Below are 23,483 nucleotides of genomic sequence, written 5' to 3' on the forward strand. Positions count from 1 at the left end.
CCGTTAAGGAGCGTAAGATGAAAAAATTTATCTGGATTCCGATTCTCTTCAGTGCCATGTTAAGCGGTTGCCAACTGGCGCCGCAAGGCTTGGATCGCGGTGATAACACCTTGATTAGCTATGCGCAATTGGCAACGGCGGATTTTGACTGCCAATGTCAGCAAGTGCGGTTGGGCGGCAAGGTGATTAAAGCGGCGGTACTGAAAAATAATACGACCGAAGTTGAAATATTGAGTATGACCATCGATCGGTTTAGCGCTAAACCGGTTTTGGACAGCCATAGCGACGGGCGTTTCATTGCGGTTTTAAACGGTTTCGTCGATCCGCTTAGCTTAGACAATCAATATATCACGGTGAAAGGCGTATTGAGCGGTAAACTCGGCGGCAAAATAGATCAAGCAGATTATATTTACCCGCTGGTCAAAGCTGACAACTATCGCATTTGGCAGCAAGTGGTTGAATACTATTATGATGAAGAAGCGTGGTTTGATTATTGGGATTCGCAGCGGCATGGTTATTTTTTCGGTGGCTTTCCAATGTGGAAACCGCGGGCTGCACTCCGATAACCGCTTTCGTCGGCATTAATAAAAAATAATAAAACAGGATGACTATGGAAAAAATTTGGTTTGACAACTATCCGGAAGGCGCGGAGCGCGTGATTAAAACGGATAAATACCGTTCTTTGTTGGAAATGTTTGAAAATGCGGTGCGTGAGCGCCCGGATCAAGCGGCTTATATCAATATGGGCAAGGAACTGACCTTCCGCAAACTGGAAGAACGCAGCCGTGCCTTTGCCGCGTATTTGCAAAACGTATTAAAACTGAAAAAAGGCGATCGGGTGGCATTGATGATGCCGAATTTATTGCAATATCCGATTGCATTGTTCGGCGTACTGCGTGCCGGCATGGTGGTGGTGAATGTCAATCCGCTGTATACCCCGCGCGAGCTGGAGCACCAATTGCAAGACAGCGGCGCGGTGGCGATTGTGGTGGTTTCTAATTTTGCCGCTACGCTTGAAAGTGTGGTGGCGGAAACGGAGGTTAAACACGTTATTTTGACCCGCATGGGCGATCAGTTGTCGTTCGGTAAACGTAATTTGGTCAATTTCGTGGTGAAATACATCAAAAAATTGGTGCCGAAATATAAATTGCCCGGCGCAGTCACGTTTCGCGAAGTGTTGAGTATCGGCAAAATGCGCCAGTATGTAAAACCGCAAGTGAGCGGCGAAGATTTGGCGTTTTTACAATATACCGGCGGTACGACCGGCGTGGCAAAAGGGGCAATGTTAAGCCATAAGAATATTTTAACCAATATTTTTCAGGCACGCTGGGTTGCCAATCCGTTTATTGAACATTCACCGGTGCGCGAAGCGATCATTGCGCTGCCGTTGTATCATGCTTTTGCTTTGATTATCAACTGCTTGTTGTTTATCGAATTAGGTTTGACCGGAGTGTTGATTACCAATCCGCGCGATATTAACGGCTTTGTCAAAGAACTGCGCCGCCACCCGTATGTGGCGATTACCGGGGTCAATACTTTGTTTAACGCATTGTTAAACAATGAGAATTTCAGAGAATTGGATTTTTCGGCGTTAAAACTGTCGGTCGCCGGCGGGATGTCGGTTAACCAAGCGGTGGCGGATCGTTGGCACAAACTGACGGGGACCAATATTATCGAAGGCTATGGTATGACCGAATGTTCGCCCTTAATTGCCGCCTGTCCGCCGCATAGCACCGAACATAACGGCAATATCGGGGTGCCGATTCCGAATACCGATATTAAAATTATCAAAGACGACGGTACGGAAGCCGCCATTGGCGAACGCGGCGAGTTGTGGGTGAAAGGTGATCAGGTTATGCAGGGGTATTGGCAGCGACCTGAGGCGACCGCGGAGGTGTTGAAAGACGGTTGGCTTGCCACCGGCGATATTGTGGTGATGGGCGAAGATAAAAATCTGAAAATCGTTGATCGTAAAAAAGACATGATTATCGTCTCCGGTTTTAATGTTTATCCGAATGAAATCGAAGATGTGGTGATGTTGAATTATAAAGTGTCGGAAGTAGTGGCAATCGGCGTGCCGGATGCCAATTCCGGCGAGACGGTCAAGATTTTTGTGGTCAAACGCGATGAAACCCTGACCAAAGATGAAGTTCGCAAACACTGCCGCGAACATCTGACCGGCTATAAATTGCCGCGCGAAATCGAATTCCGTGACGAATTGCCGAAAAGCAATGTCGGTAAAATTTTGCGCCGCGTGGTGCGTGATGAAGAGTTGGCGAAACGGTCGGCGGTGTAATGTGTAAGCGATATAAGCCGGGGCGGATGGTATATCCGCCCGTTTACGAAGTGTGGTATAAGCATTTAATCCACAATAGAAAAATGTAAAGTGCGGTTCGGGCGGATATACCATCCGCCCCGACTTTCAGTTCTTCCCAACCGAGACAATCCAATGCAACCACTCAACTATCTCTGGATCAACAGCAATCAACAATTGCAAACCGTTTGCGAGCAAGCACGGCAAAAAAGTGCGGTGGCGCTGGATACCGAATTTATCCGCACCCGCACTTTTTATCCGAAACTGGGCTTGATTCAGGTATATGACGGTGAGCGCTTGAGTTTAATCGATCCGTTGGCAATCGACGATCTTTCGCCGTTTACCGCACTTTTGACCGATCACAATGTGTTAAAAGTCCTGCACGCTTGCAGTGAAGATCTTGAGGTGTTCCAAACCTATTTCCAACGGCAACCGCAGCCGATGATCGACACCCAAATCATGGCGGATTTTCTCGGATTCCAGAATTCGACCGGTTTTGCCAAGCTGATAGCGCACTATTTTGAATTGGAACTGGACAAAGGTGCGTCGCGCACCGATTGGTTGGCGCGTCCACTATCAGAGTTACAACGGCAATATGCCGCTGCCGATGTGTGGTATTTATTGCCGTTATACCAAAATATGGCGCAGCAGCTGGCGCAAACGGAGTGGCAAAGTGCGGTCAGTGAAGAGTGTGAATTTTTGCTGAAACGTGCTACTGCGACAAGTGATCCCGAACAAGCCTATCTTAATATTGGCAATGCATGGCGCTTGCAAGGCGTACATTTGATGGCGCTGAAATTATTGGCGAAATGGCGATACCTAACCGCACTTGAACGTGATTTGGCGCTAAATTTTGTGGTGAAAGAGCAAGCTTTGTTTCAAGCGGCGGAGCGTTTGCCGAAGCATACCTCGGAATTGCTGGATTTAGGGTTTCATCCGAATGAAATCCGTATGCACGGCAAAAAAATCCTGCAATTAGTGGCACAGGCGCAAAAAACCGATAGCGCCGACTATCCGCCGACGATCGCGCAAATTTCAGTGTTACCGGCGTATAAAAACACCTTGAAAGCCCTGCAAAAGCAACTTAATGATATTTGCCCGCCGGGAATCGCTAAAGAGAATCTGGCAAGCCGCAAAGTGTTACATCAGTTGATTAAATGGGCGTGGCGCGAAGACGGTGAGCGTGAGGCGTTGTCATTGCCGCGTTTGTTGCAAGGCTGGCGCAAGCCGTATGGCGAACGTTTACTGCAATGGATTCAACCGAACGAATGATAGAGACGCCTATTGACGTCTCTTACTTTATATTACAACACCGCTAATGCTGCGTCGTAATCCGGTTCTTGTTTGATTTCGGCAACCAGCTCGCTGTGCAGTACCTTACTTTCTTCATCTAACACAATCACCGCTCTTGCCGTCAGCCCACTCAGCGGACCACTCACGATGGCAACGCCAAGGTTTTCGGCAAAAGTGCGGTTTCTGAAACTGGATAAAGTGACCACATTTTGCAAACCTTCCGCGCCGCAGAAACGGGCTTGCGCAAAGGGCAAATCCGCAGAGATACACAGTACCACCGTATTGTTTAAATCCGCCGCTTGTTGGTTAAATTTACGAACCGAAGTGGCGCAGACGCCGGTGTCGATACTTGGAAAAATATTCAGGATTTTGCGTTTGCCTTGATAATCGGCAAGTGCGGCTTCGCTTAAATCACTTTTCACTAAACTGAAATCCGCAACGGTTTCGCCGGCAGTTGGAAAATTGCCTTGCACTTCAATCGGGTTACCGCCTAATGTCACATTCGCCATATGTTCTCCTATTAAATGATCAGATAAGTTTCGGTTATTACTTAAGGTTCTTGATAAAGTGCGGTGAACACACTTTTCTCAAAATTCACTAACGGGCTGCGTTTGGTTTTGCTTTCCAAGTCGCCGGTGGAATAACCGTTGATAAATTGTACGAACGCAATACGTTCGCCTTTGGCATTGTGCATGAATCCGGCTAAATTATAAACCCCTTTCAGCGCCCCGGTTTTGGCGATCAGGTTTTTCGCCAGCGGTGCTTCGCCCATTGAACCGCGCCCGCTCAGCGTGCCGTCATGAGCGGCAATCGGAAAAGTGCTCAGCAAATTCAGTTTATCATCGTTGGCGCTGATGTAATTCAAGGTTTGTAAAAGTGCACTTGGGCTGATTAAATTTTGGCGTGAGAGCCCTGAGCCGTCGGCGATTTGGCTGTTGCCGAAATCCACTCCGGCTTGACGGGTCAGAATTTGGCGCATGGCGCCGGCACTTTGTTGGAAAGAGACCGGTTTTTTATAGTATTGATAACCGATACGGCGGAACAGACTGTCGGCGATTTGGTTATCGGAACGCTTCATCATCCGTTTTACCAGTTCCGGTAATGCGCTTGAACGGTGGCTCGCCAACACCGTACCTTGGGTCGGATTGGTGGCGAGCATAATGTGTCCGTTGACGTTGATCCCTAAACGCTTCAATTGCGCCATGATAATCGCAATCGCGTAGCTGTCGGGATCTTGCACCGCAAAACTCAAGCCGAACGGCTTGGCTTGGCGTGCGATACAGCCTTTTAAGGTATAACGGTTGTTGTCATTGACGACCACATCAAAGGCGCAATTTCCCGCTTCTTGATTGGATACGATCCGCACTTGGCTGAAGACTTGCACCGGAAAATGTGACGGCACGGTGGCTTGCACTACACTGCCGACATTACCCGAGGCATTCAGTTCGACCGAAAAACAGTTGCCGTCAATACTGGCGGCAGACGGCGGCGCATTGAAGCACATGGTTAAATCGTTCCAAATCCAACCTAAACCGCGATCATGGCTGTTAAAAATACTGGTATCCAGTACGATATTGCCTTTGATGTTATCGACTTGTTGTTTGAGCTTGGCAAGCAATTGATAAAGTTGTCCGCTGGTTAATGTCGGATCACCGCCGAAACGGATACTGAGATCCCCTTGCAGGGTTTTGTTGCTAATTTTGGCAGGGCTGACCAAATCGGTATTAAATTGAAACTGATCGCCTAAAGTGAGTTTGGCGGCAAGTGCGGTGAAGACTTTTTGCGTGCTGGCGGGCAACATCAGAATATGTTGGTTATAGTCGGCGATCGTTTGCTGCCGCGACAAATTTTCAGCGACAAACCCGACACTGGCACCGAGCGGCAAATGCGGCAGATAGTCGCTGATTTCAACTTTGGCTTGCGCCGGCAGCGAGAGAAAAGCCAATCCGAGTAAAGAAAAAGAGAGTTTTTTTAGATGGGTATAACAAGATCGTTTCATAATAGGGATATATGCGAAGTTTGAACAGGTGTTTTTGGTTGCCTTTTTTTATAAGATGTCCATAATAGAGCCATCTGTCAGCAAGGTAAACGATTATTTCGGGACGAATTGTCATACAGTGTAAAGCGTGGCTTTCTGACTGCATTTGATATTTTTGCTACAGCATAAATGATTATGCTGTGGTTTTGTTTTGTCTATAAAAAATAGAATAGTGAGCGTTTATGAAACAAATTCCCATGACTGTGCGTGGCGCAGAAAAGCTAAAAGAAGAATTGGATTACCTGAAAAATACCCGTCGTCCGGAAATTATCAAAGCGATTGCCGAGGCGCGCGAGCACGGCGATTTGAAAGAAAATGCCGAATATCATGCGGCGCGTGAGCAGCAAGGTTTCTGCGAAGGACGGATTCAGGACATCGAAGGCAAATTATCCAATTGTCAAATTATCGACATCACCAAAATGAAAAATAACGGTAAGGTGATTTTTGGCGCGACGGTGGTCTTGATGAACGTCGAAACCGAAGAAGAAGTGCAGTATAAAATCGTCGGTGATGATGAAGCGGATATCAAGAGCGGTTTGATTTCGGTTAATTCGCCGATTGCACGCGGCTTGATCGGTAAGGAAGTGGAAGATAACGCGATTATCACCACCCCGGGCGGCAAAGTCGAATTTGATATTGTGGATGTGTTGTATCAGGCATAAAAAAGTGCGGTGAAAACCGCACTTCTGTTATTTTGGTAAGCGAATCGCAGGTTCTTTCGCCGGACGATAAAGCACCAAGGTATGCCCGATTAATTGCACCGCACTTGCCTCGGTTTCGCGCACAATGGCGTCAATAATGAGCTGTTTGGTTTCGCGTTCTGCGCCGGCGATTTTGACTTTAATCAGCTCATGGTGGCTGATGGCATTGTCGATTTCGGCAACGACGCCCTCCGTCAAACCGTTGGCGCCGAGCATCACAACCGGTTTCAAATTGTGCGCCAAGCCTTTCAGATATTGTTTTTGTTTGGTGGTTAAGCTGATAGCCATAAAAAATCCTTTTAAATTAGGTATAATCCAAGAGAGAAACAGTAAATAAATTGACTAGTTAGCCTTGAATCTCTCAATTTGAACGCCATATTAACATAATTGCCGATTAAGGTCGGTAATTATCGCAAGAGAAATAGAAATGGGAAAGAAAAAACGTTCCGCCAGTTCAACCCGCTGGCTCAATGAACACTTTAAAGATCACTTTGTCCAAAAAGCACATAAACAAAAATTGCGCTCACGGGCCTATTTTAAATTGGATGAAATCCAACAATCGGATCGTTTGTTCAAACCGAATATGACCGTGGTCGATCTCGGCGCAGCACCGGGAGGTTGGTCGCAATATGTGGTGAAACAAATCGGCAGTAACGGACGGGTGATTGCCTGCGATATTCTGGATATGGATCCGATTGCCGGGGTGGATTTTCTGCAGGGGGATTTCCGCGATGAAAACGTGCTGACCGCACTTTTAGAGCGTGTCGGCGACGGTAAAGTGGATGTGGTGCTGTCGGATATGGCGCCGAATTTCAGCGGCGTACCGTCGGTGGATATTCCGCGTGCGATGTATCTGGTGGAATTGGCATTGGATATGTGCCGCCAAGTGCTTGCGCCGAAAGGCAGTTTTGTAGTAAAAGTTTTTCAGGGGGAAGGTTTTGACGAGTATTTGAGAGAGATTCGTTCTCTGTTCAGTGTAGTCAAAGTGCGTAAGCCTGAGGCTTCGCGTGATCGTTCGCGCGAGGTATATATTGTGGCAACCGGGTACAAATTATAGTAACCTATGCCACCGGTTTGTTAAACAAGGAAATAAACGAGGTCAGCCCTTGAAGAACGACATGATAAAAAATCTGATTTTGTGGACGGTGATCGGTGTGATTCTGATGTCCGTGTTTCAAAGTTTTAATGCGGATCCTGATGCGCGCGGCGGAGTGGATTACACCACTTTTGTGAGTGATGTCGGCAATAATCAGGTGACGGAAGCACGTTTTGAAGACAGTCAAATCACGGTGACCAAAAATAACGGTGATCGTTATCAAACTGTCATGCCGATTTATGATTCCAAAATTCTTGATGATTTAATCACAAAGAATGTCAAAGTTTCCGGAACACCGCCGGAGAAACGCGGCTTATTCTCACAAATCCTGATTTCATGGTTCCCGATGTTATTGTTGATCGGGGTATGGATTTTCTTTATGCGCCAAATGCAGGGCGGTGGCGGCAAAGCCATGAGCTTCGGCAAAAGTAAAGCGCGCATGATGAGCGAAGAACAAAATACCACCCGTTTTTCCGATGTGGCAGGCTGTGATGAAGCGAAAGAAGAAGTGGGCGAAGTGGTTGACTTCCTGCGTGATCCGAGCAAATTCCAGAAGTTGGGCGGTAAAATTCCAAAAGGAATTTTAATGGTCGGACCGCCGGGAACGGGTAAAACCTTACTGGCAAAAGCGATTGCCGGGGAAGCCAAAGTACCGTTTTTTACCATTTCCGGTTCGGACTTTGTGGAAATGTTTGTCGGGGTCGGCGCATCACGGGTGCGCGATATGTTCGAACAAGCGAAAAAAGCCGCACCTTGTTTGATCTTTATTGATGAGATTGATGCGGTCGGTCGCCAACGTGGCGCCGGTTTGGGCGGCGGTCATGATGAGCGCGAACAAACCTTAAACCAAATGTTGGTGGAAATGGACGGCTTTGAGGGCAATTCCGGCGTGATCGTGATTGCGGCAACTAACCGCCCTGACGTACTCGATCCGGCATTGACCCGTCCGGGACGTTTTGACCGTCAAGTCACGGTCGGCTTGCCGGATGTACGCGGACGCGAGCATATTCTGAAAGTGCATATGCGTAAAGTGCCGATTTCACCGGATGTCGATCCGATGGTGATTGCGCGCGGTACGCCGGGTTATTCCGGTGCGGATTTGGCGAACTTGGTCAATGAAGCGGCATTGTTTGCCGCACGCACCAACAAACGCATTGTGACCATGGTCGAATTTGAAAAAGCCAAAGACAAAATCAACATGGGGCCGGAACGCCGGACCATGATTATGACCGAGAAACAAAAAGAATCGACCGCTTATCATGAAGCGGGGCACGCGATTGTCGGTTATTTGGTGCCGGAACACGATCCGGTGCATAAAGTGACGATTATTCCGCGCGGGCGTGCATTGGGCGTGACCTTTTTCTTGCCGGAAGGCGATCAAGTCAGCATTAGCCATAAACAATTAGAAAGTAAACTTTCGACCTTGTATGCAGGGCGATTAGCGGAAGATTTGATTTACGGCGAAGACAACATTTCCACCGGTGCCTCGAACGATATTAAAGTGGCGACCAATATTGCGCGCAAGATGGTGACCGAATGGGGCTTCTCCGATAAATTAGGGCCTATCCTATATTCGGAAGACGAGGGCGAAGTGTTCTTAGGACGTTCGATGGCGAAAGCCAAACATATGTCGGACGAAACGGCACATTTAATTGATGAAGAAGTGCGCCAAATTGTGGATCGCAATTACAAACGCGCACGCCAATTGTTGCTGGAAAATATGGATATTTTACACGCAATGAAAGACGCATTGATGAAATATGAAACGATTGAAGAAGAGCAAATCGAACAGTTAATGCAACGCCGTGATGTAACGCCGCCACCGGGTTGGGAAGGCGAAGCGCCGAAGGCGGAAGCGCAGAATAAGCAAGCAGAGAATGAATTGGAAGAAGAAGTGATTTCCGATCAGGATAGTGATAATCCGCAAAGCAAAGATAAAGAGTAATTTCTTGCTTGAACAAACAAAAACCTGTCAATTTTCAATTGGCAGGTTTTTTGTTATAGCAGGCAAAATCAATAAGCCGAGATAAAACGGCAACCGACAGGCGATTGCAAACTGGACTAAGCGTTTTTGCGGATATAGCGCCGCGGGCGGCATAATTGGCATTTCTAAGCCGGCGGCTTTTTTGATTGCATTCATCGTATTCGGGCAAAGGCGAAAATTTGCAGGTGAGACACCGCCGCTCCCAAGCCGAACAGCGCCACGGCAAATGTGATTAGCACGTCATCATTACGGCTGAAAGCAAAGATAGCGAAATAGCGGCATTTAAATCCCCGGTTGTCATATTCCTGTAATATTTCTTTTGTATAGTGTGTGCGAAGCAAACTAATTATTTCAGTGAGCATTTATTACTATATAAACATTAGGAGACAAAAATGAAGTTACGTTACCTATTACCATTGATGGTAGCAGCCTTGCCGTTAAGTGCGGTCGCACAGACGATTTATCCGATTGACCGCGCCACCATGATGGCAGACGGGAAATTTGATTTCAAAGTGGAATTTGATGAAATCGTTAATCCGGATCAAATTAGCATTTTAATCAACGGCAAAGACTTCAAAGACGTATTAGGCAGCAGCAACGTTGAGTTTGTCGAAAAAGAAGACGGCAAAGACGTTTCGGCGTTATGGTTACGCAATGTCAGTATTCAAGCTGCCGGCGACTATAAAGTCGAAGCCAAAGCAAATGGTAAAGAAAGTGCGGTTAACTGGACGGTGTATCAAACGCCGGATGTGGCAAAAGCGAAAAACATAATTTTCTTCTTGGGTGACGGTTTGTCCGTCGCTCACCGTACCGGCGCACGGATCTTATCCAAAGGCGTCACCGAAGGTAAAGCCGATGGCCGATTGGCGATGGACAGCCTCCCGGTAACCGGTTTTATCGGCACATCCAGTACCGACGCGATCACGGCGGACAGCGCCAATACCATGAGTGCGTATATGACCGGACATAAATCGGCGATCAATGCCTTGGGCGTGTATGTCAGCCGTTCGGCAGACAATTTAAACCACCCGAAACAAGAAACGCTGGGCGAGTTAATCAAACGTAAAACCAACAAAAGCGTGGGCGTGGTTACCGATTCCGAAGTGCAAGACGCAACCCCGGCGGCAGTTGTGGCACACACACGCCGTCGTGCCGATAAAGATAAAATCACCGGTATGTTCCATGATGTGAAACCGGATGTGATCATGGGCGGCGGCTCGGCTTATTTCCTGCCGAAAAGCATACCGGGTTCAAAACGTAAAGATGATTTGAATTACATCGATATGTTCAAAAACGACGGTTATCATTTGGTGACCAACAACACCGAGTTGACCTCAATTCCGCAAGGCACTAAACAATTATTGGGCTTGTTCCATACCGGCAATATGGATACCGTGTTAGACCGTCGTTTCCTGACCGATAACGGCGTCACCAAAAAATTCCCGGATCAACCGGATTTGACCACCATGACCAAAACCGCACTTGATGTGTTGTCGCAAAATCCGGAAGGTTTCGTATTAGTGGTGGAATCTTCATTAATCGACAAAGCCTCGCACCCGTTGGATTGGGAACGTGCGATTATGAGCACCATCATGATGGATCAGTCCATTGCAATCGCACAGGAATTTGCTGAGAAAAATCCGGATACTTTGATTATCGTCACCGGTGACCATACCCACGGGATCTCGCTGATCGGTACGGTTGACGATGAGAAACCGGGCGATGAAATGCGTGAGAAAGTGGGCGTGTATGCCGCAGCCGGTTATCCGAACTATGAAGATAAAAACGGCGACGGCTATCCGGACAAACTGGATGTCAGCAAACGTCTGGCGGTGTTCTTCAACAACTATCCTGACTACTACGAAACGTTCCGCCCGAAACTGGACGGTCAATTCGTACCGGCGTTGAAAAACGAGAAAGACCAATATGTTGCCAACGAAGCTTATAAAGATATTCCGGGGGCGGTATTGCGCACCGGTATCCTGCCGAAAAGCGAATCGACCGGTGTGCACGCCATTGACGATATCGTCATTCAAGCGCAAGGTCCGGGTTCGGAAGCGATCAAAGGCTATATGGAAAACTCGGATATTTATAAAGTGATTGTGGATAGCTTGGCGATCAATTCCGCGAATAAGTAAGGGAATATCAGCGCATATGATTCGATGTAATCAAGCGGGGGAAACCCCGCTCTTTTTCTTCTACTGGTTAAAGTTGTGTCGGTTCAGGTTATGTCGGTTACGGTTACGTGGGGTAAAACCGATGTTTTTCACGATTGCCCTGTCCCTGTTCACCCTGCCGTCCTATGCCTCCACCGCACTGACATTCGATGAACTGTACGACAAAATCTCGGTGTTGGGCATGGAATTTTCCGAAAAAGTCAAAAGCCTGAAAGATCAGACGGTTGATATGAACGGATTTATGGCGCCGCCGTTGAAAGCCGATGCGCAGTTTTTCGTGCTGACCAAAGCGCCGATGGCACTTTGCCCGTTCTGCTCGTCCGATGCGGATTGGCCTTCCGACATCGTTGTGGTGTATTTGGATAAAAAACAACCCTTTGTACAAAATAATGCGATGATTAACGTCACCGGCAAATTGGAATACGGCTCGTGGACGGATCCGGAAACGGGATTTGTCAGCTTGTTACGCATTACCAACGCCAGATTCAAGAAATTATAAATATTAGCTTGGCAGGAGATCAAATGTTAGAAATCAAGGAGTTGACCGTCAACATTCCGGCATTGCCGCAGCCGATTTTAGCCATTGGACAATTATCCGTGCCCACGGCACAACAGGTTGCCGTAATGGGGCCTTCCGGCTGTGGCAAAAGCACTTTTTTAAATATAATCAGCGGCTTATTGAAACCGACTCACGGCTCGGTGCAATGGCAAGGACAAGAGCTGACCGCACTTTCCGCTACCGCCTGCGATACTTGGCGGTTTGAACATATCGGCATGGTGATGCAGGATTTTTATTTAACCGGCGGTTTGACCGCGCTGGAAAATGTGTTGCTACCGTTCGCTTTCCGTAATTGGACGGTTCCGGTTGAGATCAAACAACGGGCGGAATATTTGTTGGGCGAAATGAATATGCCGCGTTTAAACACCGATGTGTCGCAACTGTCGCGCGGCGAAATGCAGCGGGTGGCGATTGCCCGCGCCCTGCTTGCCAAGCCGAAGGTGATTATCGCCGACGAGCCGACCGCCAGTCTGGACGCGGAAAACAGTCGCAATATTGCCCGTTTATTATTGGAAATCAGCGAAAAAGAGCGCTGTACCTTGCTGGTGGCGACCCATGATCGTTTTTTATCCGAACAGCTGCAACGCCGGCTGTTGCTGCAAAACGGGGTTATTGTCTCGGATCAGCAAAAAGGAGCGCAAGTATGTTAATGCTAAAACTGTTGTTGCTTGACTTTAAAAAGCGCAAATTCGGCAGCCTGATGATTATTTTTCTGATTGCCCTTTCCACCGCATTGAGCATTACCGTCAGTTTACAGGAACGTGCTTTGCGCGAAGGCAGTGCGCAAGCGGCGGATCGTTTTGATTTGGTTGTCGGTGCGCCGGGCAGTGAAGTGCAATTGGTGCTGAGCACCGTGTTTTTACAACCGTCGCCGTTAAACCTGCTGGATACGGCGGTTTTTAAGGCGATCGAAGCCAATCCGCAGGTCGATTGGGCGGCACCGTTGGCATTCGGCGACTATTATCAAAATATGCCGATTGTCGGTACCAATACCGCACTTGTGCTTGACGGCGGCGAACGGCAACTTGCCGCCGGGCGGACGTTCGAAAAAGATTATGAAGCGGTGGTCGGGGCAAAGAGCGGTTTGGCGATCGGCGACAGTTTCAGCCCGATGCACGGACAGTTGGGGGAAAGCAATCATCATGCCCATGATGACGTGGAGTATCGTGTGGTCGGCATTTTGCCGGAAGAGGGCAGTGTTTGGGATAAAGCCTTATTAGTGCCGATCACCAGCGTTTGGGACGTACATCAACATCACGACCACGATCATGATCACCACGCTCATGAACACGACGGACCGCCGGGCTATGTCGATGAACACGACCATGATCACGATCACGACCATGCGATTGAAGAGCTGGGCGTATCAGCGGTGGTGATTAAGCCACAAAGTTTTGCCGGCGCTTATCAATTGCGCAGCCAGTATAAAACCGAAACCACCCAAGCCGTATTTCCGGCGGAAGTGCTGGTGCGGGTGTACGGTGTGTTAGGCGACAGCAAAGAGGTGCTGCTGTGGGTGTCGATTGTGACCCAAGCGCTGGTGGCAACCGCACTTTTGATGATTATCGTGCTTTACCTGCAAAACCGGCAAAAGCAGGTGGCGGCATGGCGGATTTTCGGGGCGCCGCGCGCCAAGATTTTCTTATTGATTTGGTTTGCCCTGATCGCGATGATTGCGCTGGCAATGCTGTTGGGCGTAGTTATCGGCTATATTGCGGCACAACTGATTTCGCAACATCTCAGCCTGCAAAGCGGTTTTGTGCTGCCGGTACGTTTGGGCGAAGAAGAGTTCCGTTTTATCCTGTTCAATTTTATTTTTGCGATTCTGATTGCGCTGTTGCCGTCGTTGTTGCTTTACCGCCAATCGCCAATAAATGTTTTAAGAAACACGCAAGAATGATATGATAACGCCCTAAATTATAAGTTAGAGAACAGAAAAGACACAATTTGGGGTAAGGAGAATCTGTGTTGCAGCAGCACCATATAGAACAACATAGTGTTATTGACAACCAACGTTTGGTTGTGACACTGGCGTCGACTCAAGCCGAAATTGAAGACGCACAACGCTTACGTTATGAGATTTTTGCGTTGGAAATGGGCGCAAAAATCAACAGTGTCAACGGCTTAGATATTGATAAATATGATGAACATTGCCGGCATTTAATCGTACGCGATGAAGATAACGGCAAAGTGGTCGGTTGCTATCGCTTGTTGACCGTTGACGGTGCACGCAAAGTCGGCGGCTGGTATAGCGCCGGCGAGTTCGACCTCAGCCGAATTGAGCATATTTTGGATCGCACCGTCGAATTGGGGCGTGCTTGTGTGCATAAGGATTACCGTAACGGCGGCGTAGTGATGTTGTTATGGTCGGGGTTAATCAAGTTTATGCATTTGGAAAACCTGTCTTACATGATCGGCTGCGGCAGTATCAGCATGAGCGACGGCGGACACATGGCAGCCAGTCTGTATCGTAAACTGGAGAAAAAATACCTTTCTCCGTTGGAATATCGTGTGTTTCCGCATGTGCCGGTACAACTGGATAAATTAAAACAAGATCTTGAAGTGTCAACACCTGCCTTAATCAAAGGCTATTTGCGCGCAGGGGCTTATATTTGCGGCGAACCGGCTTGGGATCCGGATTTCAACTCGGCGGATGTGTTGATCATGATGCCGATCACCCGTCTTGACGAGCGTTATTTAAAACATTTCTGTCGTTAATCCCAGCTTAGAACAAGAAAAGGCGGTTTATGCGATCTTTGGTTACTTTTTGGCGATTAGTGAGAATCGCCTATTTTTTACTGAGCGGTGTATTTCAAATGTTGGTGTTGTTCCGCTGGTGTACCCCGGAACAAAAATTAGCGCGGATTCAGCGCTGGTCACAACATATTTTGCGGGTGTTTAATATTCGGGTTAATGTCCACAACGTACCGCACTTGTCACAAGTGAAAGGTACAATGTTCATCTCCAACCATGTTTCTTGGTTGGATATTTTTGCGATCAACGCCGTGTTGCCGGGGCAATTTATTGCCAAAGAGGATGTGCGCAAATGGCCGATTATCGGTTATTTGGCAGCACAAGCGAACACGGTGTTTGTTTCCCGCCAACGCGGCAACGGCAGTACACAGGGCAAAGTCGATAACGTCGCGGCGGCATTGCGTAACGGCGCACAAATCACCCTGTTTCCGGAAGGCACCTCGACCAACGGCGAACAAGTGTTACCGTTCAAAAGCAGCTTTTTCCAAGCCGCAATTGACGCCGAAAGTAAGGTTTGGCCTGTGCTGTGCTTCTACCCGGCAGAAAACGGTGGTGCAAATCATACGATGGCATATTACGGCGACATCAGCTTAGTGCAATCCCTCAAAGATCTTGCCGCCCAAAAACGCGGCGTGATTGAACTCCGTTTCTTTGAAGCAATTGACGCCACCGATAAAGACCGGCGCGATCTCGCCGATCGTATCCAACAAATGTTGGCAACCGAACTGGCGAAAGCGTTGGAGCGGAGTCGGTAGAATTCCTTCTCTCCCTGTGGGAGAAGGACAGATTATCGCTTCGTTCAGAAGCGATAATCAGGATGAGGGGACAAAATTATCATTTTATTTCATCCTCATCCGCCCTATCGGGAACCTTCTCCCATCAAGGGAGAAGGGAACGGAGGTTTCTTCAATATAGTTTGTTTTTTTCTTTTTGTGAGAGCAGGAAATAATGTTTTGCTTCACTCATCCCTCAACTCCGCAAATTCCCCTTTGGTCGCTTGTGCCAAATCCTGTGCGGTCAAGGCAATGTCTAAACCGCGTTTGCCGCCGGAGACGTAGATTCTCTCCCATTCAACCGCACTTTGATCGATAAAAGTCGGTAGAATTCCTTCTCCTCCTGTGGGAGAAGGACAGATTATCGCTTCGTTCAGAAGCGATAATCAGGATGAGGGGACAAAATTATCATTTTATTTCACCCTCATCCGCCCTATCGGGCACCTTCTCCCATCAAGGGAGAAGGAAACGGAGGTTTCTTCAATATAGTTTGTTTTTTTCTTTTTGTGAGAGCAGGAAATAATGTTTTGCTTCACTCATCCTTCAACTCCGCAAATTCCCCTTTGGTCGCTTGTGCCAAATCCTGTGCGGTCAAGGCAATGTCTAAACCGCGTTTGCCGCCGGAGACGTAGATTCTCTCCCATTCAACCGCACTTTGATCGATAAAGGTCGGCAGGGCTTTTTTCTGCCCGATCGGGCTGATTCCGCCGACCAGATAGCCGGAGGATTTTTGTGCCGCGTCGATGTCCGCCATCTCGATTTTTTTTACTTGTAACGCTTTGGCGGCTTTTTTCAGGCTGAGTTTGTGCGATACCGGAATCACCATCACCGCCAGTTTTTTCTGATCGCCGTTGATTGCCACCAATAGGGTTTTATAGGTTTGATCGGGGTTGAGCCCCAATTTTTCCGCCGCTTCTTGCCCGAAGTCGGTGATATTGGGATCGTGCTCGTAGCTGTGGATCGTATATGGAATTTTTTGTTTTTTCAGATAATTGATTGCCGGTGTCATCAGTGGTCTCGCGATTCTTTTACAGACTTATGCAACGAAATTCGGTAGAATTGCGCCGTTTACTTAATCCAAGAATTGTACCCTAGAGAGGCAAAGAAAAAAATGCAGACAAGTTTAAATATTGTCGTGGCGGCGGAATTTGAATTGGCGGAAAAAATCGCCGAATTATTGGAACAAAGTGCATTACCGACGGCAAAATTGAGTGTCGCCGAGATTTATCCGTTTAACGAAGAGCAAGGTTTGCGTTTTAACAATCGCGCGGTGGAACAGCAAAATATCGAAGAGATTGACTGGACGGATAAGCAATATCTGTTTTTCGCCGGTGAAGCCAAACACGCAGCGTATGTGGCGCAAGCGGCGGACAGCGGCTGTGTGGTGATTGATCTTAACGGCGTGTGCGCTGCGTTGCAAGATGTGCCGTTGCTTGTACCGGGTTTTAATGACGGGCAATTGGCAGAACTGCGTAACCGCAATATTGTCGCCCTTGCCGATCCGCAAATCAGCCAGTTGTTGCTGAGTGCCGGTGAAATCTTGGCACAGGGCGACATTAATCGGCTGCTGGTCAGTTCAATGTTACCTGCCTCGTATGTCAATGCCGAGCAAGTGAAAAAACTGGCAGGGCAGACTGCGCGTTTACTGAACGGTATTCCGTTGGACGAAGGCGAACAACGCTTGGCGTTTGATATCGCACCGTTTAAATTACACAGTGCGGATCGTTTAGTGCAGCAATTCCAAAAAATCCTACCGAACAGCGAAATCCAGTTGGTGATTCATCAACTGCAAAGTGCGGTTTTTTACGGACTGGGGCAGCAAGTGACCGCACTTTCCGATTACCAAACCGATGTGGAGCAATGGCAGCAGGCTTGGCAGCAAAATGCCTTAATAGCCGTACATCATGATCAACTTGTGACACCGGTGATTAACGGCGAACAGTATCAAGAACAGGATCAGATTCACATAAGCGATGTGCAGGCGTTGGAAAACGGCATTCAGTTCTGGTCGGTATGCGACGAACAGCGTTTCAGCTTGGCGCTGCTCGGCGTGCGACTGGCGGAAACCGCGTATTTGCAGGGTTATTAACAGAATCAATGCAATTTGGTTTGGCGAGGCTTGCCAACTGGAATGCATGATAAATGAAAAATAATAAAATATAACAATGAAAGGAGTCCAACATGCGTAAAGTAATAGGTGGGTTATTGCTGCTATCAATAGCAGCTGGTGTAGCCGCCAAAGAGGTTAATATTAAACTGCTGGGAACGTCCGATGTGCACGGACGAGTGGTGCCGTGGAGTTATGGCGCAGATATTGAGGATCTATCGGGTTCTTATGCCCAGATTGCAAGTTATGTGAAGGGGGTGAGACAGCAGCATGATAATGTAATTTTGATTGATGTTGGTGATGCGATTCAGGATAACCAAGTGGAAGTGTTTGCCAAAACAGCGCAATACTATCAAGACAATCCGATTCCCAAAGTATTAAATGCTATGAATTATGATATTTTTGTTTTGGGAAATCATGAGTTTAATTTTGGTATGCCGGCACTGGATGCCATTTTGCAAGATATTCAGGCACAAAAAATTACTGCTAATTTCTATCATCAATCGGGTGATCGCTATTTGGCTCCCTCCACAATCATTGAAAAAGGCGGGGTGAAACTGGGAATTATCGGTTTGACCACGCCAATGTCGGAGATCTTCGAAAAGGACACCGGACATCTAAAAGCAATGAAATTCAGCTCACCGATTGAAGAAACCAAACGGCAAATTGCCGTATTAAAAGCGCAAGATGTTAATGCGATTATTGTGATTGCCCATATGGGGATTGAGAATGAAAACAACATTGCCGGAACCGGTGTTAGCGATCTGATCAATGCGGTTGAGGGGATTGATGTGATTATTGCCGGGCATATGCACCAAAATATACCCGGCGAAACCATCAATAATGTGTTAATCACCGAGCCACACCGTTACGGTACAGTGGTTTCTGAAGTGGATTTAACCTTTGATGTGGATGAAAAACAGCAGGTGAAACTGTTGTCAAAAACAGCAACAACGGTGCCGGTAAAAACGCTGGCTGCAGATCCTGAAATCGTCAGCATTTACCAGCCTTATCACGACGAATTAAGACGTTTGAATAATGTAGTGATAGGTGAAACCGCAAATGACATGGTTTTACAACAGAAAAATCACGGTGTATCCGTTGCTTTTTCACAAGACACCGGTTTATCGTCGCTGATTACCGATGTCGAATTACATTACAGCAAAGCCGATGTGGTTTCCTTTGCCTTCGATCATGAAACGGTACGTTTGGATAAAGGGCAGATTAAGAAAAAAGACATCATCTTTAATTATCGTTATGCCGGTGGCGATGTGACGGTGTACGAGTTAAGCGGCAAACAGTTGAAGCAGTATATGGAGTGGTCAGCGGACTATTTTAATACAATTGAAGCAGGTGATACGGCTTATCGTTATGATCCAGTGCGTGGTAAGTCCAAATATGTGACCTTCGATATTTTTGGCGGGGTGAACTATAACATTGATTTAACTCGGCCCAGCGGACATAAAATTGTGAATCTCACCTTGGCTGATGGGCGCCCGGTGACGGATGAACTCAAATTAAAAGTCGGTATGAACTCCTACCGTTTTGGGCAACTCAGCAAAGTAGGCGGAATATTTGCAGAACAGACCATTCCGGTGTTATGGGAGTCGAAAGTGGCTTTAGGCAGCGAAGCTGGTACCATCCAAAACATGATAATCGACTATATTACCCAGGTGAAGCAAGGTAAAATCGACGGTTTGTCACATAACCGTTGGCGGATTATCGGGTTAAAGTAAGATAATCCCGGTTTATTTTTAAAGTACGGTTCGAGCAAAACCGTACTTTGATTTTTTATTTGAAGCCATCGGCTTGTAACTGTTGATAACCGCCGAGGTTTTGCACGTTACGATAACCCAATTTTTCCAATTCGGCTTTTGCCAAGGCTGAGCGCCTGCCGCTGCGGCAATAGACATAGATTGCTTGGGTTTTATCCGTGGTTAATCGGCTGATTTGCGCTCCGATTTGTGCATAGGGGATATTGACCGCACTTTGCAAATGCCCGGCGGCAAATTCATCGGCTTCGCGTACGTCAATCAGCAGTGCCTGCCGGTTTTGTTGCTGCTGTTGCAATTGCTGTGGCGTAATGGTATTTGCCTGCACAGTGGAGAATAATCCGCTTAACAAACAAACGCCTGCCGTTACCCATTTTAATACTCGCATTTTTTCCCCTTAATGATGTTTAAAATCGCAGCAAGCATAGCTTGAAAATAGAACTTTACCTGTGAAATCGTCTTATTTTGCTGTGATTTTAAATCAGTTCCGCTTGTTGCAACACCACCGCTTGCAAAACGTTGATTCCGGCTTCCACATCCTGCCAGTCGGTGTGTTCCAACGGATTATGGCTGATACCGTGCTGTGACGGCACAAAAATCATCCCGGTCGGGCAGAGCGTTGCCATGTGCATTGCGTCATGTCCCGCGCCGCTCGGCATAATTTCATAAGCATAGCCTAATTGTGCGGCGGCTTGCTCGACGGCGTTAACCATAGCCGGGTCTAACAAAATCGGTTGATCGCGTGAAATGAGTTGTAAGTCAATCTGTAAGCCGCGTTGTCGGCTGACTTCGGCTATTTTCCGCTGCAGGGCTGAAAATACGCTTTCCCGTGCGGCAACATTGGTGCCGCGAATATCAACCAATAATTCGCAATAGCCCGGCACTACGTTCATCACCCCCGGTTTCGCCTGCATTTGCCCGACCGTGGCAACGGTGGCGTGCCCGGCGCGAATGGCGGTTTGTTCCAACGCCAAGGCTAATTCAGCACCGCCTAATAATGCGTCGTGGCGATAATTCATCGCGGTCGCGCCGGAATGATCCGCTTGCCCTTGAATTTTCACGAGACAGCGGATCGGTGCGGCGATACCGGTGACCACACCGATGGTTTTGTTCTCATTTTCCAGACGCGGTCCCTGCTCGATATGCAATTCAAAAAAGCATTTAAATTCAGCGGCAGAACGTTTGGCTTGCTCGATTTGGTTAAAATCCAAACCGATCTGCTGAAGTGCGGTAGCAAGGCTGATTCCGTTTTTATCTTGTAAACGGGCGAGCCCCGCTTGATTGCTGACGCCGCACATCACTTTGCTGCCTAAAGTAGCATAGTTAAAACGGCTGGATTCTTCGCAGGTAAAAATGATTAACTCCAATGGATAACGGGTTTGCCGTTGCTGTTCGCACAGTTGCAGCAGAATTTCCAAACCGGCAACGGTGCCGAGCGGTCCGTCAAATTTGCCGGCATTGACCACGGTGTCGATATGCGAACCGAATGCCACGGCAGGCAGATCATTTTGTGTGCCGTCACGGCGGATAATCACGTTGCCGATTTGATCGATACGAATGATGAAATCCTGTTGTCGGCAGAGATCGAGCAAATAATTACGTGCCTGTAAATCTTGCGGGCTGAATGCCAGGCGCGTCAATTCGTGCGTTTCGGCGGAGATGGACGCTAAATGATGAATTAGGGCTTTTACGCGTTGCATATTGATAGTCATAATAATTTCTCCGAAAGGTCATCGTAGCTTTACAAACAGTTTATCAAAAGCATGATCCATTTCACTATAAACGAAAATCAGTTGGGGTAAAATCGACTTGATCACAAACATGAGTAATGACGACCAAAACTAAGGAGTATGCTGATGAGTGTTAAAAAAATGCTGTTAATGAGTGGTTCCAAGTATCGTAACACCGAGTATTTGGTGCATTGTATTCCTTGGATTCGGCGTTTTTTGGCGGATTTTCAAGGGAAAACCTTGGCTTTTGTGCCTTATGCCGGCGTCAGCCGCAGTTATGATCAATACGAACAGGCGGTGAAACATGCTTTTGAACCACTGAAAATGAACGTGCTTTCCGTCCACCAATCGCCAGATCCACGCGAGATTATCGAACAAGCCGATGCGATTGCCATCGGCGGCGGTAATACGTTTTGTTTGTTGAATCAGTTATATCAACACAACCTGTTGGAGCCAATCCGGGCGAAAGTGCAGGGCGGTGCGCCGTATTTCGGTTGGAGCGCAGGGGCGAATGTTGCCGGGGCTTCGATTATGACTACCAACGATATGCCGATTGTCTATCCGCCGTCGTTTGCGGCATTGAACTTATTTCCGGCGCAAATCAACCCGCACTTTGTTTCCGGCAAAATACAAGGGCATAACGGCGAAAGCCGTGAAGAGCGGTTAAATGAATTTTTATTGGTCAATCCGAAAGCGGTGGTGTATGCCCTGCCGGAAGGCACTGCGCTACAAATTCGCGACGAATGCGCAACGGTGCTGGGCTATGACAATATTTTGCGTATCAGCGGGCAGATGGATGTGGAAGAAATCGCACTCAATTCGACATTTAACTATATGTAAAGTGTGACAGGAGGTTTCAAATGAATGGCTTAAATATGGTTGTTGCCTTGGCAGGAATTGCCGTCACGGTATATTTAATGATTAAAAAATATGAAACCCGCACCGTGTTATTGGGTGTCGGTTTAGTGATGGCGGTTTTGACTTTAAGCCCGATGGAAGCATTGGCGGCATTTGCTAAAAGCATGACATCTTCCGGCTTAATTATGGCGATCTGTTCCAGTATGGGTTTTGCCTATGTGATGAAATATACCGAATGCGATATGCATTTGGTGCATTTGCTGACTAAACCACTGAGCGGACTGAAGTTTTTTCTGATTCCGATTGCCACGGTTTTGACCTTTTTTATCAATATCGCGATTCCGTCGGCGGCAGGCTGTGCGGCGGCGGTGGGGGCAACCTTGATTCCGGTGTTGAAATCTGCCGGCGTGCGTCCGGCAACGGCAGGGGCGGCGATTCTGGCAGGCACTTTCGGTTCGATGATGAGCCCGGGATCTTCGCACTCGGCGATGATCAGTGAAATGTCCGGTTTAACCGTCACCCAAGTTAACCTGAGCCACGCGCCTTATACCATTATTGCCGGGGCGATCGGTGCGGTGGTGCTGACGATTCTGGCGGTGGCGTTGGGCGATTACCATAAAAAATTCCGTGATGAATATCTGGCGGAAAATCAGGAAGCGGAGCAACATTTCAGCAACGTGAATATTCTGTATGCGCTTGCGCCGTTAATTCCGGTGGTGCTGTTGGTTATCGGCGGAACGGAATTACAGAAAATTTCATGGCTGGCTTGGACGAAAATGACCGTGCCGGAAGCGATGTTAATCGGGGCGATTTACGCCATTATCGTAAAACGCACCTCACCGATGAAAATTACCAATGAGTTTTTTAACGGTATGGGAAATTCCTATGCCAATGTGTTGGGGATTATTATTGCGGCGAGTGTATTTGTTGCCGGCTTGAAATCGACCGGCGCGATTGACGCGGCGATTGAATTTTTGAAATCCTCGAATGAATTCGTACGTTGGGGCGCAACAATTGGACCGTTCTTAATGGGCGTGATCACCGGTTCCGGCGACGCGGCGGCGATTGCCTTTAATACCGCGGTGACGCCACACGCGGTTGAATTGGGTTATACCCATGTGAATTTAGGTATGGGCGCGGCAATTGCCGGGGCAATCGGACGCACCGCGTCGCCAATCGCCGGGGTAACTATCGTTTGTGCCGGTCTAGCAATGGCGAACCCGGTGGATATGATTAAACGTACCGCGCCGGGCATGGTGCTGGCGGTTTTATTCTTGGCACTGTTTATGCTTTAACTTATTTATGTCAGTACATAATAGCGGGAGGG

The 23,483-nt window shown here is 47.8% G+C and carries 23 protein-coding genes; 16 read left to right on the plus strand and 7 right to left on the minus strand.

Annotation, left to right across the window (positions count from 1 at the left end; all coding sequences use genetic code 11):
* The first annotated feature begins 17 nt into the window (after positions 1 to 17).
* The 3 genes from ACQ31U_RS09815 (at position 18) to rnd (ending at position 3,586) form a co-directional block, all read left to right on the plus strand.
* Positions 18 to 566: a Slp family lipoprotein gene (locus tag ACQ31U_RS09815; RefSeq protein ID WP_431051587.1), complete on the plus strand. Its 549-nt coding sequence runs from the start codon at positions 18 to 20 to the stop codon at positions 564 to 566.
* 44 nt (positions 567 to 610) lie between these two features.
* A complete protein-coding gene (gene fadD, locus ACQ31U_RS09820; protein WP_431051589.1) occupies positions 611 to 2,296 on the plus strand; it encodes a long-chain-fatty-acid--CoA ligase FadD in 1,686 nt (561 codons plus the stop codon).
* 153 nt (positions 2,297 to 2,449) lie between these two features.
* Positions 2,450 to 3,586 carry a ribonuclease D gene (rnd, locus tag ACQ31U_RS09825; RefSeq protein ID WP_431051591.1) on the plus strand — a complete coding sequence of 379 codons (1,137 nt, stop codon included), beginning with the start codon at positions 2,450 to 2,452 and terminating at the stop codon, positions 3,584 to 3,586.
* A 32-nt stretch (positions 3,587 to 3,618) separates the two neighbouring features.
* On the opposite strand, the gene tpx is transcribed toward rnd, so the two are convergent.
* Positions 3,619 to 4,116 carry a thiol peroxidase gene (gene tpx, locus ACQ31U_RS09830; RefSeq protein ID WP_431051593.1) on the minus strand — a complete coding sequence of 166 codons (498 nt, stop codon included), beginning with the start codon at positions 4,114 to 4,116 and terminating at the stop codon, positions 3,619 to 3,621.
* 41 nt (positions 4,117 to 4,157) lie between these two features.
* A complete protein-coding gene (gene dacB, locus ACQ31U_RS09835; protein ID WP_431051595.1) occupies positions 4,158 to 5,606 on the minus strand; it encodes a serine-type D-Ala-D-Ala carboxypeptidase in 1,449 nt (482 codons plus the stop codon).
* A 221-nt stretch (positions 5,607 to 5,827) separates the two neighbouring features.
* Here dacB and greA point away from each other — a divergent pair, with 221 nt between their 5' ends.
* The gene (greA, locus tag ACQ31U_RS09840) at positions 5,828 to 6,307 is read left to right on the plus strand and encodes a transcription elongation factor GreA (protein WP_431051597.1); all 480 of its coding nucleotides are present in this window, start codon (positions 5,828 to 5,830) and stop codon (positions 6,305 to 6,307) included.
* Between the two features lie 27 nt (positions 6,308 to 6,334).
* On the opposite strand, the gene yhbY is transcribed toward greA, so the two are convergent.
* A complete protein-coding gene (gene yhbY / locus ACQ31U_RS09845; RefSeq protein ID WP_431051599.1) occupies positions 6,335 to 6,634 on the minus strand; it encodes a ribosome assembly RNA-binding protein YhbY in 300 nt (99 codons plus the stop codon).
* A 139-nt stretch (positions 6,635 to 6,773) separates the two neighbouring features.
* On the opposite strand from yhbY, the gene rlmE reads away from it, so the two are divergent.
* On the plus strand, positions 6,774 to 7,403 hold the full coding sequence (gene rlmE / locus ACQ31U_RS09850; protein ID WP_431051600.1) for a 23S rRNA (uridine(2552)-2'-O)-methyltransferase RlmE: 630 nt from the start codon (positions 6,774 to 6,776) through the stop codon (positions 7,401 to 7,403).
* A 61-nt stretch (positions 7,404 to 7,464) separates the two neighbouring features.
* Complete coding sequence (gene ftsH / locus ACQ31U_RS09855) at positions 7,465 to 9,387, plus strand: ATP-dependent zinc metalloprotease FtsH (RefSeq protein ID WP_431051602.1); 1,923 nt, start codon at positions 7,465 to 7,467, stop codon at positions 9,385 to 9,387.
* 27 nt (positions 9,388 to 9,414) lie between these two features.
* Here ftsH and ACQ31U_RS09860 read toward each other — a convergent pair whose 3' ends face one another.
* On the minus strand, positions 9,415 to 9,582 hold the full coding sequence (locus tag ACQ31U_RS09860) for a hypothetical protein (RefSeq protein ID WP_431051604.1): 168 nt from the start codon (positions 9,580 to 9,582) through the stop codon (positions 9,415 to 9,417).
* 236 nt (positions 9,583 to 9,818) lie between these two features.
* On the opposite strand from ACQ31U_RS09860, the gene ACQ31U_RS09865 reads away from it, so the two are divergent.
* The 6 genes from ACQ31U_RS09865 (at position 9,819) to ACQ31U_RS09890 (ending at position 15,671) form a co-directional block, all read left to right on the plus strand.
* Positions 9,819 to 11,564 (plus strand): alkaline phosphatase, encoded by a 1,746-nt coding sequence (locus ACQ31U_RS09865; RefSeq protein ID WP_431051606.1) that lies wholly within the window; start codon positions 9,819 to 9,821, stop codon positions 11,562 to 11,564.
* Between the two features lie 121 nt (positions 11,565 to 11,685).
* Positions 11,686 to 12,102, plus strand: coding sequence for a hypothetical protein (locus tag ACQ31U_RS09870; RefSeq protein ID WP_431051608.1), 417 nt, complete (start codon positions 11,686 to 11,688; stop codon positions 12,100 to 12,102).
* A gap of 23 nt (positions 12,103 to 12,125) precedes the next feature.
* Positions 12,126 to 12,812: an ABC transporter ATP-binding protein gene (locus tag ACQ31U_RS09875; protein WP_431051610.1), complete on the plus strand. Its 687-nt coding sequence runs from the start codon at positions 12,126 to 12,128 to the stop codon at positions 12,810 to 12,812.
* Positions 12,806 to 14,062 carry an FtsX-like permease family protein gene (locus ACQ31U_RS09880; RefSeq protein ID WP_431051612.1) on the plus strand — a complete coding sequence of 419 codons (1,257 nt, stop codon included), beginning with the start codon at positions 12,806 to 12,808 and terminating at the stop codon, positions 14,060 to 14,062. Before ACQ31U_RS09875 ends, ACQ31U_RS09880 begins: the two co-directional genes overlap by 7 nt.
* A gap of 65 nt (positions 14,063 to 14,127) precedes the next feature.
* Positions 14,128 to 14,880, plus strand: coding sequence for a GNAT family N-acetyltransferase (locus ACQ31U_RS09885; RefSeq protein WP_431051614.1), 753 nt, complete (start codon positions 14,128 to 14,130; stop codon positions 14,878 to 14,880).
* A gap of 29 nt (positions 14,881 to 14,909) precedes the next feature.
* Positions 14,910 to 15,671 (plus strand): lysophospholipid acyltransferase family protein, encoded by a 762-nt coding sequence (locus tag ACQ31U_RS09890; RefSeq protein WP_431051616.1) that lies wholly within the window; start codon positions 14,910 to 14,912, stop codon positions 15,669 to 15,671.
* Between the two features lie 550 nt (positions 15,672 to 16,221).
* Here ACQ31U_RS09890 and ybaK read toward each other — a convergent pair.
* Positions 16,222 to 16,698: a Cys-tRNA(Pro) deacylase gene (ybaK, locus tag ACQ31U_RS09895; RefSeq protein WP_431051619.1), complete on the minus strand. Its 477-nt coding sequence runs from the start codon at positions 16,696 to 16,698 to the stop codon at positions 16,222 to 16,224.
* 102 nt (positions 16,699 to 16,800) lie between these two features.
* On the opposite strand from ybaK, the gene ACQ31U_RS09900 reads away from it, so the two are divergent.
* Both ACQ31U_RS09900 and ACQ31U_RS09905 read left to right on the plus strand, forming a co-directional pair.
* Complete coding sequence (locus tag ACQ31U_RS09900; RefSeq protein WP_431051621.1) at positions 16,801 to 17,778, plus strand: oxidoreductase; 978 nt, start codon at positions 16,801 to 16,803, stop codon at positions 17,776 to 17,778.
* Positions 17,779 to 17,870: 92 nt separating this feature from the next.
* A complete protein-coding gene (locus ACQ31U_RS09905) occupies positions 17,871 to 19,532 on the plus strand; it encodes a bifunctional metallophosphatase/5'-nucleotidase (protein ID WP_431051623.1) in 1,662 nt (553 codons plus the stop codon).
* Positions 19,533 to 19,587: 55 nt separating this feature from the next.
* Here the strand turns inward: ACQ31U_RS09905 and ACQ31U_RS09910 are convergent, their stop codons facing one another.
* Positions 19,588 to 19,956, minus strand: a complete 369-nt coding sequence (locus ACQ31U_RS09910) for a rhodanese-like domain-containing protein (RefSeq protein ID WP_431051625.1) — start codon at positions 19,954 to 19,956, stop codon at positions 19,588 to 19,590.
* A gap of 88 nt (positions 19,957 to 20,044) precedes the next feature.
* Complete coding sequence (locus ACQ31U_RS09915; protein WP_431051627.1) at positions 20,045 to 21,280, minus strand: Zn-dependent hydrolase; 1,236 nt, start codon at positions 21,278 to 21,280, stop codon at positions 20,045 to 20,047.
* A 144-nt stretch (positions 21,281 to 21,424) separates the two neighbouring features.
* On the opposite strand from ACQ31U_RS09915, the gene pepE reads away from it, so the two are divergent.
* Together pepE and dcuC are read left to right on the plus strand one after the other, a co-directional pair.
* Entirely contained in the window at positions 21,425 to 22,138 is a 714-nt protein-coding gene (gene pepE, locus ACQ31U_RS09920; protein ID WP_431051629.1) for a dipeptidase PepE, read from the plus strand.
* A gap of 20 nt (positions 22,139 to 22,158) precedes the next feature.
* Entirely contained in the window at positions 22,159 to 23,451 is a 1,293-nt protein-coding gene (gene dcuC, locus ACQ31U_RS09925; protein WP_431051631.1) for a C4-dicarboxylate transporter DcuC, read from the plus strand.
* The last annotated feature ends 32 nt before the right edge of the window (positions 23,452 to 23,483 follow it).

Source organism: Testudinibacter sp. TW-1 (assembly GCF_050613185.1).
Classification (GTDB): domain Bacteria; phylum Pseudomonadota; class Gammaproteobacteria; order Enterobacterales; family Pasteurellaceae; genus Chelonobacter.

Coding starts and splice junctions, on each gene's coding strand:
- ACQ31U_RS09815 (WP_431051587.1), top strand. CDS start 18: ATGAAAAAATTTATCTGGATTCCGATTCTCTTCAGTGCCATGTTAAGC.
- fadD (WP_431051589.1), top strand. CDS start 611: ATGGAAAAAATTTGGTTTGACAACTATCCGGAAGGCGCGGAGCGCGTG.
- rnd (WP_431051591.1), top strand. CDS start 2,450: ATGCAACCACTCAACTATCTCTGGATCAACAGCAATCAACAATTGCAA.
- tpx (WP_431051593.1), bottom strand. CDS start 4,116: ATGGCGAATGTGACATTAGGCGGTAACCCGATTGAAGTGCAAGGCAAT.
- dacB (WP_431051595.1), bottom strand. CDS start 5,606: ATGAAACGATCTTGTTATACCCATCTAAAAAAACTCTCTTTTTCTTTA.
- greA (WP_431051597.1), top strand. CDS start 5,828: ATGAAACAAATTCCCATGACTGTGCGTGGCGCAGAAAAGCTAAAAGAA.
- yhbY (WP_431051599.1), bottom strand. CDS start 6,634: ATGGCTATCAGCTTAACCACCAAACAAAAACAATATCTGAAAGGCTTG.
- rlmE (WP_431051600.1), top strand. CDS start 6,774: ATGGGAAAGAAAAAACGTTCCGCCAGTTCAACCCGCTGGCTCAATGAA.
- ftsH (WP_431051602.1), top strand. CDS start 7,465: ATGATAAAAAATCTGATTTTGTGGACGGTGATCGGTGTGATTCTGATG.
- ACQ31U_RS09860 (WP_431051604.1), bottom strand. CDS start 9,582: ATGAATGCAATCAAAAAAGCCGCCGGCTTAGAAATGCCAATTATGCCG.
- ACQ31U_RS09865 (WP_431051606.1), top strand. CDS start 9,819: ATGAAGTTACGTTACCTATTACCATTGATGGTAGCAGCCTTGCCGTTA.
- ACQ31U_RS09870 (WP_431051608.1), top strand. CDS start 11,686: ATGTTTTTCACGATTGCCCTGTCCCTGTTCACCCTGCCGTCCTATGCC.
- ACQ31U_RS09875 (WP_431051610.1), top strand. CDS start 12,126: ATGTTAGAAATCAAGGAGTTGACCGTCAACATTCCGGCATTGCCGCAG.
- ACQ31U_RS09880 (WP_431051612.1), top strand. CDS start 12,806: ATGTTAATGCTAAAACTGTTGTTGCTTGACTTTAAAAAGCGCAAATTC.
- ACQ31U_RS09890 (WP_431051616.1), top strand. CDS start 14,910: ATGCGATCTTTGGTTACTTTTTGGCGATTAGTGAGAATCGCCTATTTT.
- ybaK (WP_431051619.1), bottom strand. CDS start 16,698: ATGACACCGGCAATCAATTATCTGAAAAAACAAAAAATTCCATATACG.
- ACQ31U_RS09900 (WP_431051621.1), top strand. CDS start 16,801: ATGCAGACAAGTTTAAATATTGTCGTGGCGGCGGAATTTGAATTGGCG.
- ACQ31U_RS09905 (WP_431051623.1), top strand. CDS start 17,871: ATGCGTAAAGTAATAGGTGGGTTATTGCTGCTATCAATAGCAGCTGGT.
- ACQ31U_RS09910 (WP_431051625.1), bottom strand. CDS start 19,956: ATGCGAGTATTAAAATGGGTAACGGCAGGCGTTTGTTTGTTAAGCGGA.
- ACQ31U_RS09915 (WP_431051627.1), bottom strand. CDS start 21,280: ATGACTATCAATATGCAACGCGTAAAAGCCCTAATTCATCATTTAGCG.
- pepE (WP_431051629.1), top strand. CDS start 21,425: ATGAGTGTTAAAAAAATGCTGTTAATGAGTGGTTCCAAGTATCGTAAC.
- dcuC (WP_431051631.1), top strand. CDS start 22,159: ATGAATGGCTTAAATATGGTTGTTGCCTTGGCAGGAATTGCCGTCACG.